24 protein-coding genes are annotated in these 19,195 nt (G+C 38.4%); 23 read left to right on the forward strand and 1 reads right to left on the reverse strand.

All coding sequences use genetic code 11. The annotated features are described in order from the left end of the window. Positions 1–69 precede the first annotated feature (69 nt). From FPQ10_RS00830 to FPQ10_RS00940, 23 genes are all read left to right on the forward strand, one after another. Positions 70–333, forward strand: coding sequence for a stage VI sporulation protein F (locus tag FPQ10_RS00830; RefSeq protein WP_144158803.1), 264 nt, complete (start codon positions 70–72; stop codon positions 331–333). 256 nt (positions 334–589) lie between these two features. Further along, entirely contained in the window at positions 590–787 is a 198-nt protein-coding gene (locus FPQ10_RS00835; protein WP_144158806.1) for a DUF2768 domain-containing protein, read from the forward strand. Positions 788–801: 14 nt separating this feature from the next. After that, positions 802–1,512: a hypothetical protein gene (locus FPQ10_RS00840; protein ID WP_144158809.1), complete on the forward strand. Its 711-nt coding sequence runs from the start codon at positions 802–804 to the stop codon at positions 1,510–1,512. 155 nt (positions 1,513–1,667) lie between these two features. Next, a complete protein-coding gene (spoIVA, locus tag FPQ10_RS00845; RefSeq protein WP_144158812.1) occupies positions 1,668–3,146 on the forward strand; it encodes a stage IV sporulation protein A in 1,479 nt (492 codons plus the stop codon). A 330-nt stretch (positions 3,147–3,476) separates the two neighbouring features. Beyond that, a complete protein-coding gene (locus FPQ10_RS00850; RefSeq protein WP_144087326.1) occupies positions 3,477–3,749 on the forward strand; it encodes an HU family DNA-binding protein in 273 nt (90 codons plus the stop codon). Between the two features lie 323 nt (positions 3,750–4,072). Continuing rightward, entirely contained in the window at positions 4,073–4,726 is a 654-nt protein-coding gene (locus tag FPQ10_RS00855) for a heptaprenyl diphosphate synthase component 1 (RefSeq protein ID WP_144158815.1), read from the forward strand. A gap of 13 nt (positions 4,727–4,739) precedes the next feature. Continuing rightward, a complete protein-coding gene (locus FPQ10_RS00860) occupies positions 4,740–5,444 on the forward strand; it encodes a demethylmenaquinone methyltransferase (RefSeq protein ID WP_144158818.1) in 705 nt (234 codons plus the stop codon). Between the two features lie 17 nt (positions 5,445–5,461). After that, positions 5,462–6,436 carry a polyprenyl synthetase family protein gene (locus FPQ10_RS00865; RefSeq protein ID WP_144158821.1) on the forward strand — a complete coding sequence of 325 codons (975 nt, stop codon included), beginning with the start codon at positions 5,462–5,464 and terminating at the stop codon, positions 6,434–6,436. A gap of 83 nt (positions 6,437–6,519) precedes the next feature. Further along, positions 6,520–6,966, forward strand: coding sequence for a nucleoside-diphosphate kinase (gene ndk / locus FPQ10_RS00870; protein ID WP_144158824.1), 447 nt, complete (start codon positions 6,520–6,522; stop codon positions 6,964–6,966). A gap of 162 nt (positions 6,967–7,128) precedes the next feature. Beyond that, complete coding sequence (locus FPQ10_RS00875; RefSeq protein ID WP_255439602.1) at positions 7,129–7,902, forward strand: CheR family methyltransferase; 774 nt, start codon at positions 7,129–7,131, stop codon at positions 7,900–7,902. A 15-nt stretch (positions 7,903–7,917) separates the two neighbouring features. Further along, on the forward strand, positions 7,918–9,084 hold the full coding sequence (gene aroC / locus FPQ10_RS00880; protein WP_144158830.1) for a chorismate synthase: 1,167 nt from the start codon (positions 7,918–7,920) through the stop codon (positions 9,082–9,084). Continuing rightward, positions 9,081–10,184, forward strand: a complete 1,104-nt coding sequence (gene aroB / locus FPQ10_RS00885) for a 3-dehydroquinate synthase (protein WP_186278483.1) — start codon at positions 9,081–9,083, stop codon at positions 10,182–10,184. The genes aroC and aroB overlap by 4 nt, the downstream gene beginning before the upstream one ends. After that, a complete protein-coding gene (aroA, locus tag FPQ10_RS00890) occupies positions 10,172–11,464 on the forward strand; it encodes a 3-phosphoshikimate 1-carboxyvinyltransferase (RefSeq protein ID WP_144158836.1) in 1,293 nt (430 codons plus the stop codon). Before aroB ends, aroA begins: the two co-directional genes overlap by 13 nt. A 20-nt stretch (positions 11,465–11,484) precedes the next feature. Then, positions 11,485–12,738 (forward strand): tetratricopeptide repeat protein, encoded by a 1,254-nt coding sequence (locus FPQ10_RS00895; RefSeq protein ID WP_186278484.1) that lies wholly within the window; start codon positions 11,485–11,487, stop codon positions 12,736–12,738. Between the two features lie 16 nt (positions 12,739–12,754). Then, positions 12,755–13,303 carry a ReoY family proteolytic degradation factor gene (locus tag FPQ10_RS00900; protein WP_144158842.1) on the forward strand — a complete coding sequence of 183 codons (549 nt, stop codon included), beginning with the start codon at positions 12,755–12,757 and terminating at the stop codon, positions 13,301–13,303. A 15-nt stretch (positions 13,304–13,318) separates the two neighbouring features. Beyond that, a complete protein-coding gene (locus FPQ10_RS00905) occupies positions 13,319–13,780 on the forward strand; it encodes a DUF2487 family protein (protein ID WP_144158845.1) in 462 nt (153 codons plus the stop codon). Between the two features lie 133 nt (positions 13,781–13,913). Next, on the forward strand, positions 13,914–14,423 hold the full coding sequence (locus FPQ10_RS00910) for a QcrA and Rieske domain-containing protein (protein ID WP_144158848.1): 510 nt from the start codon (positions 13,914–13,916) through the stop codon (positions 14,421–14,423). 3 nt (positions 14,424–14,426) lie between these two features. Next, on the forward strand, positions 14,427–15,101 hold the full coding sequence (gene qcrB / locus FPQ10_RS00915) for a menaquinol-cytochrome c reductase cytochrome b subunit (protein WP_144158851.1): 675 nt from the start codon (positions 14,427–14,429) through the stop codon (positions 15,099–15,101). 35 nt (positions 15,102–15,136) lie between these two features. Further along, entirely contained in the window at positions 15,137–15,973 is an 837-nt protein-coding gene (locus tag FPQ10_RS00920; protein ID WP_144158854.1) for a menaquinol-cytochrome c reductase cytochrome b/c subunit, read from the forward strand. 96 nt (positions 15,974–16,069) lie between these two features. Beyond that, positions 16,070–16,654 carry a lipoprotein heptaprenylglyceryl N-acetyltransferase LhaT gene (lhaT, locus tag FPQ10_RS00925; RefSeq protein ID WP_144158857.1) on the forward strand — a complete coding sequence of 195 codons (585 nt, stop codon included), beginning with the start codon at positions 16,070–16,072 and terminating at the stop codon, positions 16,652–16,654. A 39-nt stretch (positions 16,655–16,693) separates the two neighbouring features. Next, positions 16,694–16,882 (forward strand): hypothetical protein, encoded by a 189-nt coding sequence (locus FPQ10_RS00930; RefSeq protein ID WP_144158859.1) that lies wholly within the window; start codon positions 16,694–16,696, stop codon positions 16,880–16,882. A 42-nt stretch (positions 16,883–16,924) separates the two neighbouring features. Then, positions 16,925–17,605 carry a zinc metallopeptidase gene (locus tag FPQ10_RS00935; RefSeq protein ID WP_144158862.1) on the forward strand — a complete coding sequence of 227 codons (681 nt, stop codon included), beginning with the start codon at positions 16,925–16,927 and terminating at the stop codon, positions 17,603–17,605. A gap of 91 nt (positions 17,606–17,696) precedes the next feature. Continuing rightward, positions 17,697–18,152: a hypothetical protein gene (locus FPQ10_RS00940; RefSeq protein ID WP_144158865.1), complete on the forward strand. Its 456-nt coding sequence runs from the start codon at positions 17,697–17,699 to the stop codon at positions 18,150–18,152. Between the two features lie 65 nt (positions 18,153–18,217). Here the strand turns inward: FPQ10_RS00940 and FPQ10_RS00945 are convergent, their stop codons facing one another. After that, the gene (locus FPQ10_RS00945; protein ID WP_144158868.1) at positions 18,218–19,090 is read right to left on the reverse strand and encodes a YitT family protein; all 873 of its coding nucleotides are present in this window, start codon (positions 19,088–19,090) and stop codon (positions 18,218–18,220) included. Positions 19,091–19,195: the final 105 nt, after the last annotated feature.

The raw sequence follows: 19,195 nt of genomic DNA on the forward strand, positions 1-19,195 counted from the left end.
GCGTCAAAACGAACAGCTTTCTCCACAATGCATATAGTAATATGAATGCATTCACAAGGAGGAAAATGTATGAAGGATGACGTTACAAATTCAATTATGGATCATCTGAGCAAGAAAGCTGATATTTCACCACAGGAAATCATGCAAGTAGCAAATGCTATGCAGCAAGCAAATTTCTCGGATGAAAATACGGTTAGAAATCTTGTCAGGAAGTTAGGAAAAATAGCCAATCGTCCGGTAACAAAAGAGAAAGAAGACCGAATTGTTGAATTGGTTACAAAAAAGAATCAAACAATGGATGCGAACATGCTTCAACAAATTTTTAAAAAATAGCAATTGTATAGGCTAGCGAACGTTCAAACCCACACGATTGTCATATGATATGGTGAAAGATTGATGAGCTGCTTGTGAGGAATTAGTCTGAGAGGTGTATGCCCCTACACCTCTTTTTTCTTTTTTTTGGTTTGTTATATCGTTTTCACCTGACCTGTACATTTGGCCTAAGAATTCACAAAGCTTTCAAGTTCAATACTTATAAGCGAAGGATAGAATGTGATATAATCTGTGGGGAAGAAAGTGAGGTTGTAACATGTCTCAATCAATGCTGAATATGTACATATCATTTGGAGGAATGGTTTTACTCTTTGCTGCAACTGGATTAATTATTTTGGCCCGAAACAAGCTGTCAGGTATTTTGCGATTTATCGTTTCTTTAACAGCTTACATATGTTTGATAGTCGGAGCAATCATTATTTTCTATATTGTTCTAAGTGGACCTACTGAATAAATGAGGGATGAAGAATGATGCGTATTCTTTTATTGATCTTTTCGAGCATCCTTTTAACTGGGTGTCTTTATCCGAATGATCAGCTTACTGAAAACCAAGCAACGAATGATGAACAATTAAATCGTGTGCAAGAAGCTGTTGATGAATACCGAAAAGCAACAGACGGATTGTTGCCAATTGAAACAAAAGATCAAAACACACCTATCTTTATTAAATACCCTATTGATTTCCAAGTGTTACGAGAAAAAGGAATAATGGGTGAAGTACCTAGCAACTCATTCGCAGGTGGAGGTGCTTATTCTTATGTTCTAATTAATCCAGAGAACGATCCAACCGTAAAGGTCGTTGACGCACGAATTACACAACGTTTAAGAACAGTCAATTATCAAATCAATTTATATCGGAATGAATATGATTTTGCACCCTTTGGTGATCGGTTAGGTAAAGGGGTTTTCTCCATAGACCAGGAAAAATTAAGACTAAAAGATGGTTATACAGTCGATAGTCCCTATACCGGACAAACGTTAGATCTCGTTATCGGTAAAGGAGGAGAAGCAAAAGTCGACTTCAGGCCAGATGTATATCAATTAATGGAAGAAGAAGGGATTGAGGAATACGAAGGAGATCTTCGTTTCCTTCTTACAGAGCATTATCCAATCGTGCCAGCCTATTCACCAGCCATGTTTTTGGATAATGGAGAAATTATATTAGAGTCATCCGAATAACTTTTAATCTGATGACATAGAGATTCTACTAAGGAAACTGTAGGATCTCTATTTTTTTATGTGTTTCTGGCATATTCAAGTAGGACAACGTCATAAGTTAATAGTGCATATGAATAACAGTTAATCGATACTGTATAAAAGGTCGGAGGGATAAGATGGATAATTTCAACGTGTTTCACGACATATCAAAGCGGACCAACGGAGATATTTACCTAGGTGTTGTAGGTGCTGTGCGAACAGGTAAATCCACGTTCATCAAAAAATTCATGAATCAGATTGTTTTGCCAAACATTGAATCTGAAGATGAGCGTGATCGTGCTACGGACGAACTTCCACAAAGTGCAGCCGGAAAAACAATTATGACGACAGAACCTAAGTTTATACCGAACAACGCAGTGGAAATTTCCGTTGATGAAGGTTTGGATGTCAAAGTCAGATTAGTTGATTGTGTAGGGTATACGGTTAATGGAGCAAAAGGTTTTGAAGATGAGAATGGCCCACGAATGATTCATACACCTTGGTATGAAGAGGCTATACCTTTTCCGGATGCAGCGGAGATTGGAACAAGAAAAGTTATTCAAGAGCATTCGACGATTGGCGTTGTCGTGACAACAGATGGGTCTTTTGGTGAAATTCCAAGGGATGAATATGTGGATGCGGAAGCTCGTGTGGTAGAAGAATTAAAAGAGGTGGGAAAACCTTTTATTATGGTGCTCAATTCCTCTAGGCCACATGAACAGGAAACGATCGAGCTTCGTAATGAATTGGCGGAGGAATATGATATTCCTGTCATCTCAGTATCTGTGGAAGATATGAGAGAAGATGACATTCACAATATTTTACGGGAAGCATTGTATGAGTTTCCAGTCATTGAAGTCAATGTGAATCTACCAAGTTGGGTCATGTCCTTAAAAGAAGAACATTGGCTTAGAAAGCAATTTCAAGAGGCCATACAAGAAACGGTCAAAGATGTTCGGCGCCTGAGAGATGTCGACCAAGTAGTAGGTAATTTTTATGATTATGATTTCGTCACCGATGCCAGATTGTCCGGAATGGAGATGGGCGAAGGTATTGCTGAAGTTGAGTTACACACATCAGATGAGTTATATGATCAAGTATTGAATGAAATTGTTGGTGTTGAAATACGTGGTAAAGATCATTTACTTGAATTGATTCAGGATTATGCAGATGCCAAAAGAGAATACGATCAGTATCAAGATGCGATTGCTATGGTCAGGCAGACCGGTTATGGGGTTGCAAATCCTACCTTAGAAGATATGAAATTGGAAGAGCCTGAAATTATACGTCAAGGTCCTCGATATGGAGTCAGGTTAAAGGCTGTTGCTCCTTCCATTCATATGATTAAAGTGGATGTCGAATCGGAATTCGCTCCGATTATTGGAACAGAAAAACAAAGTGAAGAGCTTGTTCGCTATTTAATGCAAGATTTTGAAGAAGATCCTTTATCCATTTGGAAGTCAGACATTTTTGGGCGTTCATTGAGTTCTATTGTCCGAGAAGGAATACATGCTAAGTTAACACTCATGCCAGAACACGCACGATATAAACTGAAAGATACACTAGAGCGAATCATTAATGAAGGAAGCGGCGGGTTGATTGCCATTATCCTATAAATTTGCAAAAGCGACAAAAAGTTGTCGCTTTTTTTCTGTTTAAAATGAGAAAAATGTCTTAAAACGTTGATAAATTAGGGCTTTTAGGCATTTTTATATTGAAAGGTGGATATGCTTGTGATACTATTCAAATACAGCTAGCGAGCCTAGAGGATATAGGCTTTGTAAAGCTTAGAAGCCAATGTTCCGGTTTGTGAATTGAAAACAAGCAACACAAGTAAACGATGCAGAATTATCATTTCGTGTAAATTATGGTTAAGTTGCAATTGTATAAATTCTACAATGTGCAATTTAATATAGTTACTCACTCTTTGAGAGGAGGTGAGACGGATGAACAAAACAGACTTAATTAATGCAGTTGCAGAGCAAGCTGATCTTTCTAAAAAAGATGCTTCCAACGCTGTTGATGCAGTATTTGATGCAATCACTGGTTCATTGAAAAAATCAGAAAAAGTACAATTAATCGGTTTCGGTAACTTTGAGGTACGTGAGCGTTCTGCTCGTAAGGGACGTAACCCTCAAACTGGTGAACAAATTGACATCCCTGCAAGTAAAGTTCCAGCATTTAAAGCTGGTAAAGCCCTAAAAGATGCTGTGAAATAACAGTACATAGGGTGTTCCCTAAAAAGGAGGTTTAACCTCCTTTTTTTATTTTTGTCTATAATAACGATAGAGATAATTTTTGACCTCGTTTATATTGTTTTTTTGGTCAAATTAGCGAATCGTTTAAATCAGATCCAAAGGTGTAACCGGGGAGTCAATATATCCTGTAAGAAGTCGAACTAAACGAATGAGGAATAAAAAATCGATTTTCAATTTAAATCAGTAAATGAAATTTTGATTTTTCCCTTCATCTTGTTAGCGAATTTCACTCGGACATGCTAAAATATCATAGGAGTCCTAGAACGTAATAGTTGGTGATTTAATTGAATTCAGTAAATGAGTATCAGGATCAATTGGTCCATACATTTATAGAACAATACAAACATACATACGTAAAAGCAGACCGTTATGACATGACCGGTCTTAAGCATCACCTACGTTTTTTTAGGGAATTAAAACCTGAACTGGATAGTCGGGAGCAGGTTATTTATGATGCTGTCATTCATATGCAAGTTTCCCTTCAAATCCACGACCGTGTCGAGTTTGATTTTTTACCGAATGACCGCACATATAACATGGTTGGATCGATACAAATGAATGCACTGATTGGGGATTATCATAGTTCCTGGTTCTATAAACTGTTATCTGGCAGTGGTGAACTAAGCGCTCTGGATCACTTTCTTGAACCAGTTAAGCAAGTTAACCGTACGAAAATTGAGCTTCTACATAATGAACAGTTATCCGCTATAGAGATCCTTGATAAAGTCGAGGATATTTATATCGGTTTATATGATGCTTATGCCTCGTATTATCAGCTTACTGACTATAATTACCTGCGCAAACAAATTATTTATCATTTTGTCTATCGGCAACAGCCATTTTGGATTGAAAAGATGATTAAACAAAACAGCCAAGTAATAGAGAAATGGCTAGAACGAAAATCACAGTTTGAAGAGACTTCAATTAACTGTGAATGAAAGTAGGAGACAAATGGACCCTCAAACAAAATCTGAAAAAGTACATTCTGTATTTGAAAAAATATATAGCCGCTACGATAAAATGAATTCAATCATATCTTTTCAACGCCACAAAGCATGGCGCAAAGATGTAATGAAGCGAATGGCTGTCGAACAAGGTTCTGATTGTTTGGATGTATGCTGTGGGACTGGCGATTGGACGATTGCCTTATCTGAAGCAACCGGACAAGATGGCCATGTCGTCGGTTTGGATTTTAGTCAAAATATGCTTTCGGTCGGAAAGAAAAAAATCTCAGACCAAAAAATTGAGAACATCACCTTCACTCATGGAGATGCAATGAATTTGCCGTATGCGGATAACTCATTCGACTATGTCACTATCGGATTCGGTTTACGTAATGTTCCTGATTACGATCGTGTATTGCAAGAGATGTACCGCGTTGTTAAACCCGGTGGAAAAGTTGTCTGTCTCGAGACATCACAGCCAACATTACCGGTTTATAAGCAACTGTATTTCTTTTATTTCCGACATATCATGCCTTTGTTTGGTAAGTTATTTGCAAAAAGTTATGACGAATACGTCTGGTTAAATGAATCAACAAAAAACTTTCCCGATAAAGCAACACTGAAAAAAATGTTTTTAAAAGCAGGATTTAAGAAAGTCCAAGTGAAATCATACGCACTTGGCGCAGCAGCAATGCATAAAGGCACTAAATAAAGAAAAGGTGAAAACGGATGAAACTTGCAGCGACTTTATCATCAATCAAGCCAGAGATGGATCAAGTTGAACGTAAAATCAAAGAGATAACCTCTGCTGAACCGTCTATGATCAGCAATACATCCAATCACCTATTGGAAGCGGGTGGCAAGCGGATTCGTCCGGTGTTTGTCTTGCTAGCATCCAAATTTGGTGCTTCAAAACAGGAAGATGTTATTGAAGTTGCCGTTGCACTTGAATTGATCCACATGGCTTCGCTTGTCCATGACGATGTCATTGACCGAGCAACAATACGGAGAGGGCGACCGACTGTAAACGATCGTTGGGATAATGGCACAGCTATGTTTACGGGTGATTTTATCTTTGCTCGGTCAGTGGAATTATTGCAACAATTGAATGAACCGAGACTTCACCACGTTTTATCCCATACGATTCATCAGCTTACTTTAGGTGAGATTGAACAATTGAAAGATCGTTACTTGATCGGTCAAAATTTATTTCGGTATTTTAGAAGGATCAAGCGTAAAACAGCTCTATTAATTGCTTCGAGTACGGAGCTTGGAGCAATCTCTTCGAAATGCAACGATGAAGAAATCATTCAGCTGAAGAAGTTTGGCTACTATATCGGAATGGCTTATCAAATCATCGATGATATTCTTGATTTCACTTCAACCGAAGAAAAACTTGGTAAACCCGTTGGAAGTGATTTGCTGAATGGCCACCTTACATTGCCGACGATTTTAGCCATTCAAAATGATGATGCTTCCCGTTCATCGATTGAAGCTTATTTTAAAGATCCAACTGAATACAATAAAGGTCTGATTAAACAAACCATCCAAGATATCAGCAGTTCACCTTCAATTGATGAAGCTTATGCTTGGAGTGATGCCTATTTAGACAGAGCGCTAAATGCATTAGAGTCGTTACCGTCTCATCCGATTAAAAAAACGCTACGAAAAATCGCAGTCTACTTAGGAAAACGTAAATATTAATATTTAAATTGTAATTTTCGTCAATCTTTGATAAACTTTTTACGGTTTGAAGAATGCATAAATATATTAAAGAGGTGTTATCTATGGAAAGAACTTTCGTTATGGTCAAGCCTGATGGTGTACAACGCAATCTAGTAGGAGATATTGTATCTCGCTTTGAAAACAAAGGATTTAAACTAGCAGGCGCTAAATTAATGCAAATCTCCCAGAACTTAGCTGAAACACATTACGGTGAGCATAGTGATAAACCATTCTTCGGTGAGTTGGTTAACTTCATCACTTCCGGACCTGTCTTTGCAATGGTATGGGAAGGTGAAAATGTTATTGCAACAGCACGTAAAATGATGGGTGCAACAAACCCGAAAGATGCAGACGTTGCAACAATTCGCGGTGATTTTGGTTTAACAGTTGGGAAGAACATCATTCATGGTTCTGATTCTGAAGAGTCAGCAAAACGTGAGATCGAACTATTTTTCCTAAATGAAGAGCTAGTTGATTATCAAAAAGATCAAGATACTTGGGTTTACTAATTATCTAAATGCCCTTAAAACCAGCTACAAATCGTAGCTGGTTTTTTGCTGTTTGTTTAAATGATTGAATTAATTTCATATACTTGAGCTTATGGAACAATGGCATTATATCGCTATTTTCTTTATAATAAGAAGTATTACAGATATAGGAGAGTAAAAGTTGTGGGGAATGATTATACTGAATTTGTACGTTCGATTAAACAGCAAACAGGTATTGATTTAGGGTTATACAAAGAGAAACAAATGAAACGGAGATTGACTTCTTTAAGGGATAAGCGAGGGTTTGACACGTTTTCTGGCTATTTCGAAGCAGTAAAGAATAATCGTGATCTATTAACGGAACTGTTAGACCGAATGACAATCAATGTATCCGAATTTTTTCGAAATCGTTCAAGATGGGATCGGCTGAAGTTTAATTTATTGCCTGAATTGATAAAAGATAAAAATCAAATCAACGTATGGAGTGCTGCTTGTTCAACAGGTGAAGAACCTTACACGCTCGCAATTCTTTTACATGAGTTCTTACGTTGGGATCAAATGAAGATCTTGGCAACGGACTTGGATGAAACCGTATTACATAAAGCACAACAAGGTATTTATCATGAACGTTCATTGAAAGAAGTTACAACTGGACAAAAGAGAAAGTATTTTCATCAAAACGGTCAAGTTTTTCAAGTCAACAATGCATTAAAAGAGGTCATATCATTTAAACAACATAATTTACTCGCTGATCTTTATACAGGAATGTATGATCTAATTTGTTGCAGAAACGTATTAATTTATTTTACGGACGAAGCGAAGACGAAAATATATACACAATTTGCGAATCATTTAAAGCAGGGTGGAATTTTATTTGTAGGGAGTACAGAACAAATATTTCAACCTGAAAAATATGGTCTAAAAGCGATTGATTCATTTTTTTATCAAAAGGTTTAAAAGGAGTCTTGAGCAATGCGTTACTTAACTGCAGGAGAATCACATGGAAAACAACTTACTACCATTATCGAAGGGATACCAGCTCATTTACAATTACTAGCTGAGGATATCAATCACTCATTGAACCGTAGACAAGGTGGCTACGGCAGAGGCCGTCGAATGAAAATCGAAAAAGATTTAATTGAGATTACTTCCGGAGTCAGACACGGATCTACTTTAGGTTCACCGATTAGTCTAGTACTAAAAAATGATGATTTTAAGCATTGGACGGATATCATGGGAGCAGAACCACTGCAGGATGATACCGAAATACGTAGGCAAGTAACGAAGCCTCGTCCAGGGCACGCCGACTTGAACGGTGCGTTGAAGTACAATCACCGAGATATGCGCAATATCCTTGAGCGTTCTTCGGCTCGTGAAACAGCTGCGAGAGTGGCAGCTGGGTCCGTTGCCAAACAGTTATTACGTGAAATCGGTATTGAAGTATTGGGTTTTGTCAAACAAATTTATCAAGTAGAAGCAAGTGACCAACCAGAGCTAACGATGCAAGAAAAACAAGAAATTTCTCATCGATCAGCACTGCATGTCATTGATCCTTCAGTTGAAGAAGATATGAAAGCTGCTATTGATCAGGCGAAACAAGATGGCGACTCCATAGGTGGCATATGTGAAGTGCATGTAGAGGGTGTACCAGTAGGATTGGGGTCGCATGTTCATTTTGATCGGAAACTGGACGGGAAGATAGCTGGAAGTGTGATGAGTATCAATGCATTCAAAGGAGTAGAGTTTGGCGAAGGATTCGAGGTAGCAAACAAACGCGGAAGTGACATTCACGATGAGATTAGCTATAGTGAGCAAAATGGATATCAACGAGAAACGAATCGATTAGGTGGTTTTGAAGGCGGCATGACAACGGGGATGCCAATCGTCGTAAAAGGAGTAATGAAGCCAATTCCCACTTTGTATAAACCATTAAACAGTGTTGATATCGATACGAAAGAAACGTTTAAAGCGAGTATCGAACGGTCAGATTCTTGTGCTGTTCCGGCCGCTGCTGTTGTCATGGAACATGTTGTTGCTTGGGAAGTCGCTAACGCAATTCTTGATCAGTTTCCAGCTGACTTCATGGATCAATTGAAAAAATCAGTTGCAGAATACAGAGAAAGGACTCGTTTATTTTGATCGAACTTTCGGTTACAGCAGCGTCACATAATTACCATATCTCAATTGATGCAGGCATACGCCATAAATTGGCTGAACTTCTTGATCCATCGATCGAAAAACTGGTGATTGTCACTGATGAACATGTAAAAAGGTATTATCTCGATGATTGCTTGCATGCATTGAACTTAACTTTTCCGACTGACATATACGTCATTCCACCTGGCGAGCAATCAAAGTCCTTGGAAGAATATAAAAGCTTACAACAATTTCTATTAAGACAACGAATGACAAGGAAATCAGCCATTCTCGCACTTGGTGGTGGGGTTGTTGGTGATTTAGCAGGCTTTGCTGCTGCTACCTATGCGAGAGGCATTGGTTTTATTCAAATGCCATCTACAATTCTTGCACACGATAGTAGTATTGGAGGGAAAGTTGCTGTCAATTTGGATGGAAAGAAAAATATCATCGGTAGCTTTTATCCCCCTCACCAAGTTATTTTTGATCTCGACATGTTCCAAACACTGAATGACCAAGAAATACGCTCAGGCCTAGCTGAAATGGTGAAACATGGTCTAATTGCCGATCGACGGTTGTATGATGATTTACTGACATTCACCCGAATGGGCATGGACCTTTCTTCAAGTGACTTTAAGCATTTACTCGTACGATCGATCCAAGTGAAAAACAACATTGTTCAATTGGATGAAAAAGAAACGAACATCCGTCAATTTTTGAACTTCGGCCACTCATTTGGTCATGCATTGGAAGCCGTCCGAATGAACGAACGTACACATGGTGAATGTGTGATGCTTGGTATGATTTTTGCTTTATGGGTATCGAACGAAAAGTTTAATCACCTAAACGATTTATCAATACAAGAATTGATCCATTGGGTGAAAAAGATGGATTACCCATTAAACTTGGATAACGTAACAAGTGAAGAAATTCTGAATCTCATGAAATTTGATAAAAAAAATACACGTGATGATTTTCAATTCGTCCTTTTAGAACAGGTTGGAAAACCTTACTTACAAAAAATAGATGTGAATACAATGGAAAACTATCTCAATGAATTTATGACAAAGTGGAATCAGGGTGAATTTAATTGGCTCAAATAAACGCATTACACGGAACAATCAGCATCCCTGGTGACAAATCCATCTCCCATCGTGCAGCCATTTTAGCAAGCTTATCTACTGGAAAAACTGTCATTGACAATTTTTTGTTCTCAGACGATTGTTTACGTACGTTAGATGCTTTTCAAGCGATGGGTGTTCAAGTGAAGAAGCAGGACCAGCAAGTCATCATAGATAGTGAAGGTGCATCGAAGCTATCCGCACCTACAGATGCGATTGACCTCGGTAATTCAGGTACGACAGCTCGGTTATTGGCAGGTGTGTTGGCTGCCATGCCGTTTCAAACGGAATTAGTAGGTGATCCCTCTTTATCAAAGCGACCGATGAAGCGGGTGTCCCAACCACTCTCTATGATGGGAGCAACGGTTGAATTTTTGACAGAAGATGGACATTTGCCAATGAAAATTGTTGGTGGGTCACTAAAGAAAATTGAGTATGATATGCCTGTTGCCAGTGCTCAAGTAAAATCAGCCATTCTTTTAGCAGGATTAACCGGACAAGTTAATGTTACGGTGACGGAACAAACTAAATCAAGAGATCATACTGAACGCATGCTCGAAGCTTACGGGGTTCATATCACGGATGAAAATGGTACAATTACATTAAAAGAAAACCAAGTGTTACATGCAAAAAACATAAAAGTCCCTGGAGATTTTTCTTCAGCTGCCTATTGGATTGCTGCGGCAGTCATTACACCGGGAAGTGAATTGACCATTGAACGAGTCGGCCTTAATCCGACGAGAATCGGCTTTCTGAATGTACTGAAGAGAATGGGAGCATCCATCGAAGTTATACAGAAGCCGAACATGATGAACGAACCTGTCGGAACAATTATTGCTAAGCATTCAACATTAAAAGCGACAACATTGAAAGAAGAGGAGATACCAACTTTAATTGATGAGATACCGATTTTAGCTTTGGTCGCATCACAGGCAAAAGGTATATCTCGCTTTCATCATTTAAGAGAGTTACGCTTTAAGGAGACGGACCGAATTCAAGCAACTGTTCAAGGGTTAGCCGCATTGGGTGTATCGATTAAAGCGGAAGAGGATGGAATGATTGTACAAGGCCAGAGTCGACTACATGGCGGGATGGTCAAAACATTTCATGATCACCGAATAGCCATGACAGCGATGATCGCCTCATTGATTACAAATGATGCCGTTACAATCGATGATTATGATTGTGTTAAAATCTCTTATCCTAATTTCTTTGAACAATTTAACCAACTCAAGCAACCGGAACATTCACCAAAAGATTGAAAGAAAGGTGACCGATGACAATGGATATTATTAATCAGGCACTTCAATTGAAGGACCAAGACAAAATTAATGATGCAATTCAGCTCCTGCAGGAATATCAACGGAGTGCTGGAGAAGAGGAGCGTCTAGAAATTGCCCAACTTTTTCAAGACTGGGGGTTAATGAATGATGCCATAGCCATTTATGAAGACATGTTATTGCTTTACCCAGAAGATTCACATATTAAATTACTATTGGCTGAAATATATACCGATATCGGTGATGACGAGAAAGTCATCGAGTTAATGGAGGCCATCAGTCCTGAGGAAGAAGCATATGTGCCAGCTTTAGTTCAATTAGCGGATTTATATCAAACACAAGGGTTGTTTGAAGTATCGGAACAGAAGTTATTGGAAGCAAAAGACCTCGCCCCCACTGAGCCAATCATTGATTTGGCATTAGCTGAATTGGCTTTCTCAAATGGTGAATTTCAAAAAGCCATTCCATACTATGAACGGATTGAACGATTGGATGAAGAAGTATCTATTGTCAATGTTAAGGAACGATTGGCTGAATCACTATCATCACTGGGTAATTGGGAAGAAGCATTACGTTACTATGAAATGATTACTCTGGAGCATCCAGATCAATTATTTAAATATGGATATACAGCTTATCAATTGGAAAGATATCAGGTAGCGATTGAAGCTTGGCGAAAACTGCTTGAAATTGACCAAGACTATACAAGTGTTTATCCCCTATTGGCAACCTCCTTACATGAAGAAGGTGCCGTACAAGAGGCTTTTGAAGCATTAGAACAGGGAATCCAAAAAGATGAATTCAACAATGAATTATACTTATTGGCAGCAGAGTACGCTGTTGAGCTAGGAAGACGAGAGGATGCAGAAGCGTATTTGAAGCAATCTCTATCGTTAGATCCTGGATTTGAAGAAGCTGCTGAACGGTTGCTAGAGCTATATGAAGATGATTTGGATTATGAGGCGGCAAATGACTTATTGGATGAACTGTTAAGCTATGAAGCCTACCCAGACCTATTATTATGGCGAAAAGCTCAAGTTTCTGTCGAACTGGAACAGTTTAAAGAAGCTAAGAAAGCCTACGAAAAGGCTTATCCGTCATTTCGAGAGCAACCAGACTTTTTAAAAGAATATGGTTACTTTATGAACGAAGAAGGCAATCGCGAACAAAGTCTATCGTTGTTGGAAAGTTATTTGACGTTTCGTCCCGAAGATGAAGAGGTTAGTGAATTTGTCAGTCGTTTGACGAATGAGTAAAGGCAGGTGAGCCGAAATGCAAGTACCTTCTGAAAAGAAAAAGGCTTTCATTGAATGGTTTTTAGCCACACATCCGCCAGAACAGCGAGAAGTCGTGTGGTTACTTCAATATATGTCAAAAAGGGATCAATTGCTTAGTCGCATTCATTTCATCTATGAAGCTCACTTAACACCACGAAGTATCATTATTTCTACCGAAGCGGCTGAAAATAGACCCTTCCGCTTTTACAAAGAGCATATTGTGACCACAGACGTTGATAAAGCATTTCATGACATTCGTTTAAATCAAGATCAAGAACTGTTTGTGGAATTCATATTTGAAGACGTCCGTCATTCAGCTGAATATGCAGAAGTATTAGAAGAAAATCCATACCTACCTGATGATTATTATTTAGAAAACACGGATTATCATGCGATCGAACAATTTCTACAGGCAACCTCCCAAGAAAATAAGAGACAATCCTTGCGAAAAAGGGTGAATGAAGCATTAGACCAGGGAGATGAGAAAGCTTTTCTAAAGTGGAGCAAGTTATTGAATAATCACAACAAAGAACACTCCGAATGAGAAGGGAAGTATAATATGAAATATATTGAAGAAGATATAAAAATGTATATTGCCGAAAAAGAATATATTGATACAGCAATCATTCCACTCGTTCCTTATGCGATTGATGATGATCAAGAAATGATTTTGACATCATTCCAACAAGAGCTAATGACTTTATATTCCCATCAACTTGAACAAAGATTGAAAGGCCGGTTATTTCTTTTCCCGGTTTATACGTACTTAAATAATAGTTTGATTGAAAATGAAATTGATCGAATCAATCAGCTGATCGATGAAGTGAAAAAACAACCTTTCAACGAAGTGTTTCTATTAACGTTTGATAAACAATGGCGTAAACATGGAACTTCATTAAAAGGTGAATTAGTATGGCTACCGGCAATCAAAAACGGTAATTTACAATCCAATGAAGTTCGTGAAGTCATTCAATCTCAAATTATCGATATCGAAGAATTAATCAAAGAAAGTTGGTCTTAATTTTGAAAAATTTTCGTCGAAATAGGATTTTTATTGACCGTAATGATGGGATACGCTATCATTGTATTGTCCTAATAAATAATCGTTACGAAAGACCCTATGCGTTGCATCAGATGGTAGAGGGGGGAAAAGAATGAGCAATAAAAAGAATAACCAAGTTTCTCGTCGACAATTTTTGAACTATACCTTAACAGGTGTTGGTGGTTTTATGGGTGCTGCATTGATAGCTCCGATGGTTGGATTTGCAGTAGATCCACTATTGAAAGGTGAGAAATCTGGTGACTTTGTTTACGTTTTGGACGTAGATGAGATCACGGAGACACCACAGAAAGTCTCATTCCAAGTCGATCAAACAGATGGTTGGTATGAATCGAAAGTTGAAAAAAATGCTTTCGTATTTTATGACAGTAATGGTGATATTTTAGCTTTATCACCAGTATGTACGCACTTAGGTTGTACAGTAGACTGGGCGACAGAAAAGGAAAACGAGTTTTTCTGCCCATGTCATGATGGTCGTTACAACGCTGAAGGAGAAAACATTGCAGGTACTCCTCCAACTGAACCATTACATGAGTATACGTTTAAGGTTGAAGAAGGAAAACTGTATCTAAGTCCAGAAACGCATGCAAGAGGGGGGGCATAATACGTGTTAAACAAAATTTATGACTGGATTGATGAACGATTGGATGTGACGCCAATCTGGCGTGATATTGCCGATCACGAAGTTCCTGAGCACGTAAACCCAGCCCACCATTTCTCAGCTTTTGTTTATTGTTTTGGTGGATTAACGTTTTTCGTTGTCGTCATTCAAATTCTATCTGGTATGTTTTTAACGATGTACTATGTACCGGATATTGAAAACGCTTGGGAATCTGTTCGCTACTTGCAAACAGAAGTTGCTCACGGGCAGATCGTTCGAGGAATGCACCACTGGGGTGCCAGTGTAGTAATCGTTATGATTTTCTTACATACACTGCGTGTGTTTTTCCAAGGTGCATACAAAAAACCTCGCGAATTGAACTGGATTGTTGGTGTATTATTATTCTTTGTCATTTTAGGTTTAGGGTTTACTGGTTACCTATTACCATGGGACAACAAAGCATTTTTCGCTACACAAGTTGGGTTGGAAATTGCTGAAAGTGTACCATTTATAGGAACTGAGATTAAAACGCTTCTAGCTGGTGATCCTACGATAGTTGGTGCACAGACCCTGACCAGATTCTTTGCGATTCATGTGTTCTTCTTGCCAGCTGTTTTATTTGGTTTATTAGCAGCTCACTTTATCATGATTCGTCGTCAAGGAATCAGCGGACCACTATAAGTTATATTTAGTGAATACAAAAAGGAGGGAACACTGTGCAAAAAGGTAAAGGTATGAAGTTTGTTGGCGATTCCCGTATTAAAGTGGGACCAAAGCAAACCATTCCAAAAGACTATTCAGAATATCCTGGTAGGACAGAACCATTTTGGCCAAACTTTCTATTGAAAGAATGGTTAGTGGGTGCTGTATTCTTAATTGGTTTTCTATGCTTGGTTGCTGCTCACCCATCTCCATTAGAGATTAAAGCAGATCCAAATACATCAGGCTATATTCCGTTGCCTGACTGGTATTTCTTGTTTTTATATGAACTGTTGAAATATGAGTACGCGGCTGCAGAGTATGTGGTAATCGGTACGATCGGAATTCCAGGACTAGCTTTCGGTGCACTATTACTTGCACCTTTCCTAGATACAAAACCTGGTCGTCGTCCGACACAACGACCAATTGCAGTTATCCTTATGCTTTTAGCGGTTACTTCCGTGATCTGGTTAACGTATGAATCTGCTTCTGCAGTTAACTGGGAAGAGCGCGCTGAATATTCCGTTGCAAATATGACGGAAGTTGAAGTAGATACAGACCATGCAGGTTATGAAGTATATGCGAATAACTGTATGAGCTGTCACGGTGACAGTTTGCAAGGTGTCCCTGGAATGGCTCCAGAATTAATAGGTCTTCCATACGATGCTGAAGCAATTAAAGACATTGCACAAAATGGTATCGGAGAAATGCCTGCAGACATGTTTAGCGGCACTGATGAAGAATTAAACCAGCTTGCTGAATTTATCGTCGCAACCAATTCCGACGGTGAAGGTTCAGAAGGAGAGAGCTCTGGTTCTGAAAGTAGCAATGAAGGTGAAGATTCTTCTGAGTAAAGTAATAATTTAAAGAAGTAGACCGGCAAAATCGATTAATTGATTTTGTCGGTCTTTTTCACATAAGCATTCAAGAAAGTGCGGGTTGAAAAATACATGTTTAAATACTTATTGATGGATCGAACGTTTCTTATTCTTTTATTAATCATCAACATCTTAGGTACAATATATGGGTACATTTGGTATGGTTGGCAGCTTGAGATAACCCCACCGATCTTTATTCCTTTCGTTCCCGATTCTCCTACAGCATCTTTGTTTTTCGTTATTGTTTTAATTGGCTTCTTATTAGGACGAAATTTTAAATACATAGAAGCTTTAGCTATGCTGACATTATTCAAATATGGTGTGTGGGCTGTTGTTATGAATGGTTTAACATTTATTCAATTGTCTTCTGTATCCGCTGTCGGTTTAATGTTGGTCGTTTCACATGGAGCTATGGCTGTACAAGGATTACTGTATGCTAAATTTTATCGAATCGAAATGAAGCACTTGGTTGTTGCGGCAATTTGGACATTACACAATGATGTCATTGACTATGTATATGGTATGATGCCAATCTATCACCAATTGACCGATTCGATGAACCATGTCGGTTATTTCACCTTTTGGTTAAGTATACTCTCAATTTGGCTCGTCTATCGATATGGCATAAAATCCACTCGTTCTAATTGGACACTATAAGCGCATAAAATGAACAAAGCCTTATAGAGGGGTGGAGCTGTGGATTACAAATGGCATCTGATTGGTTCTTTTTTTGCATTAAGCAGAACGCCCAGCTGGGGACAATTCTTTCTTATTGTGGCCATTATTTTTACCATTGTTATCAGTTCATTAATTTACGTTTCATGGAAAAAATATAAACAGACGCAACAGAGCAAAAGTGTTGAAAACGATGATGAATTTGACTAAAATTGACCTATAGAGAGAGAAAGAAATATGGGAGGAACGACTATGACAATCGGTTCAATGTTAGTTTATTTCGGAATATTGCTCCTACTACCCTTATGGGCGAGTAACAGAGTAAAGAAAACGTATCAAAAATATTCAAAAGTACGTAACTCCTCTGGCATGACTGGAAGAGATGTCGCTTTAAAAATATTACAGGATAATGGTTTATACGATGTGCGCGTTGAGGAAACGAAGGGCGTGCTATCCGACCATTATGATCCACGGCAAAAAGTTGTCCGATTATCGTCGGATAACTATCACCGACCTTCACAAGCAGCTGCAGCCATTGCAGCTCACGAGGTAGGACATGCTATCCAGCATGCGCAAGATTATGCATTCTTGCGTTTTAGAACGGCTTTGGTTCCAATGGCGAGTTTAGGTTCCAATATGTCGTACTTTTTGATTTTAGGTGGTATATTCCTTGGCCTCGGAGAACTTTATCTAGCTGGAATCGTCCTAATGGCTTTTGCCGTACTGTTCCAGTTGGTCACATTACCTGTTGAATTTGATGCTTCTAACCGAGCGATGAATCAACTGGTCTCAACAGGCGTTGTGACAAGTAGTGAACATCGTGAAACGAAGAAAGTATTGAATGCCGCAGCTTTAACATATGTTGCTGCAGCAGCAGTAGCAGTTATGGAGCTTCTCCGTTTTGTTCTGTTGTATTTAAACAGTGATAACTAATAACCTGAAGCAGGAAAAAAATTAATATTCATACATGGCATACTAGGCGTTACATACTGGTATGCCATTTTTTATTAGAGGGATGATGCTGATGAAATCATATTCAAAATACATACTCTTAATTTTATCACTCAATATAATGTTAACAGCTTGCAGTGAAACAGAAGTAACCGAACATATCGAAGTGTTTGTATCAGAAAGTCTTGAAGCAAACGAAGAAGGGATGTTTGAAAGGAAGGGTTATGAGAAAATAAATTCCATAACAACGACTGAGAGGAGTGAGAATCATATCAATACAACAATCAAAGCGATTAAGGATTATTATGACGCAGAGGGGCGTTATTTGCATACAGAGATTATTCATTCCTATTTCGAAAAATCAACAGTGACACAGTTCGAGGATGGAAACGAACAAAAGAAGACAACCACAACACCATTAACGATATTCATTCCGCAAGAAAACTTTGAGCAGTTTAGCAAAACATTATCAGCCGACGAAAAGAAAAAAGTGAAGAAGCATGTTTCATCATTCGTGGATGATTTGTAAACCTAATTTATAACATTAAAATGCCTGAATAAAGAGGCGTTTGCAACTTCATTCAGGCAATGAAATTATGAATCAATCGGATTTTTATTTTCATCCAGAGTGAATCCTTCTCCTAGAACGTCATGAACAGTCATCATGGAAACGAAGGCATGTGGGTCAATTTCGTTAATTAAATTTTTCAATCGAATAATCTCATTTCGTCCGACTACACAGTAAATAACTCTCTTATCTTCGCCTGTGTAACTTCCACTTCCATGTAAGAGCGTCACTCCACGATCCATATCCTTCAATATCTTACTGGCAATTGCATCTTGGTGCTCTGATACAATCAATGCACCTCTTGCAGCGTAAGCACCATCTACCATGAAATCAATCACTCGAGCGGCGATAAATACGGCAACTAACGTATACATTCCTTCAATTTCATTTAGATAAAGAATCACGGATGCAACAATAACGACAGCATCAAACAAAAACATCGTTCGTCCCATTCCCCAGCCAACATATTTATTGACTAGCCGGGCAATGATGTCGACTCCGCCAGTTGTACCTCCATAGCGGAAAATAATTCCCAATCCTACACCAATAAAGGAACCGGCAAACAATGCTGCCAATGTCATATCGTTTTGTAACGAAAAACCGTACGGAAAGATTTGAAATACCCATAGAAATACAGAAACCATAACTGTTCCGATTACCGTATAAATAAACGTCGACACTCCTAATAAACGCCACCCTACAATAAATACCGGGATATTCAGAACAAGGTTCATAATTGCGGGATCCCAAGAAAATAGAAAGTATAATAGAAGGGTGATACCGGTAAATCCACCTTCTGTTAAATTGTTCGCCATGTTGAAATTGACGACTCCGAATGAAAAGATTGCAGAACCAATGATAATAAACAGTGTATTCTTCATTTTAATCGGTATTTTCATTTAACCACTCCAAACATATCTCCAGAATATTATAGACAAATAAATCAGATTCATCAAACAAAGTTTAATGATTTGTCAAAATTCGTCTGTTTAGCTACCATATGA

Origin of the sequence: Allobacillus sp. SKP2-8, assembly GCF_007559355.1 — a bacterium.
Taxonomy (GTDB): domain Bacteria; phylum Bacillota; class Bacilli; order Bacillales; family Alkalibacillaceae; genus Allobacillus; species Allobacillus halotolerans.

Bases quoted from the DNA above. Each gene is read 5' to 3' on its own strand.
- FPQ10_RS00910 (WP_144158848.1), top strand. From the start codon at position 13,914: ATGAGCAATAAAAAGAATAACCAAGTTTCTCGTCGACAATTTTTGAAC.
- FPQ10_RS00895 (WP_186278484.1), top strand. From the start codon at position 11,485: ATGGATATTATTAATCAGGCACTTCAATTGAAGGACCAAGACAAAATT.
- FPQ10_RS00905 (WP_144158845.1), top strand. From the start codon at position 13,319: ATGAAATATATTGAAGAAGATATAAAAATGTATATTGCCGAAAAAGAA.
- FPQ10_RS00945 (WP_144158868.1), bottom strand. From the start codon at position 19,090: ATGAAAATACCGATTAAAATGAAGAATACACTGTTTATTATCATTGGT.
- FPQ10_RS00830 (WP_144158803.1), top strand. From the start codon at position 70: ATGAAGGATGACGTTACAAATTCAATTATGGATCATCTGAGCAAGAAA.
- FPQ10_RS00840 (WP_144158809.1), top strand. From the start codon at position 802: ATGATGCGTATTCTTTTATTGATCTTTTCGAGCATCCTTTTAACTGGG.
- FPQ10_RS00900 (WP_144158842.1), top strand. From the start codon at position 12,755: ATGCAAGTACCTTCTGAAAAGAAAAAGGCTTTCATTGAATGGTTTTTA.
- FPQ10_RS00850 (WP_144087326.1), top strand. From the start codon at position 3,477: ATGAACAAAACAGACTTAATTAATGCAGTTGCAGAGCAAGCTGATCTT.
- aroC (WP_144158830.1), top strand. From the start codon at position 7,918: ATGCGTTACTTAACTGCAGGAGAATCACATGGAAAACAACTTACTACC.
- ndk (WP_144158824.1), top strand. From the start codon at position 6,520: ATGGAAAGAACTTTCGTTATGGTCAAGCCTGATGGTGTACAACGCAAT.
- FPQ10_RS00935 (WP_144158862.1), top strand. From the start codon at position 16,925: ATGACAATCGGTTCAATGTTAGTTTATTTCGGAATATTGCTCCTACTA.
- FPQ10_RS00860 (WP_144158818.1), top strand. From the start codon at position 4,740: ATGGACCCTCAAACAAAATCTGAAAAAGTACATTCTGTATTTGAAAAA.
- spoIVA (WP_144158812.1), top strand. From the start codon at position 1,668: ATGGATAATTTCAACGTGTTTCACGACATATCAAAGCGGACCAACGGA.
- FPQ10_RS00865 (WP_144158821.1), top strand. From the start codon at position 5,462: ATGAAACTTGCAGCGACTTTATCATCAATCAAGCCAGAGATGGATCAA.
- FPQ10_RS00835 (WP_144158806.1), top strand. From the start codon at position 590: ATGTCTCAATCAATGCTGAATATGTACATATCATTTGGAGGAATGGTT.
- lhaT (WP_144158857.1), top strand. From the start codon at position 16,070: ATGTTTAAATACTTATTGATGGATCGAACGTTTCTTATTCTTTTATTA.
- FPQ10_RS00940 (WP_144158865.1), top strand. From the start codon at position 17,697: ATGAAATCATATTCAAAATACATACTCTTAATTTTATCACTCAATATA.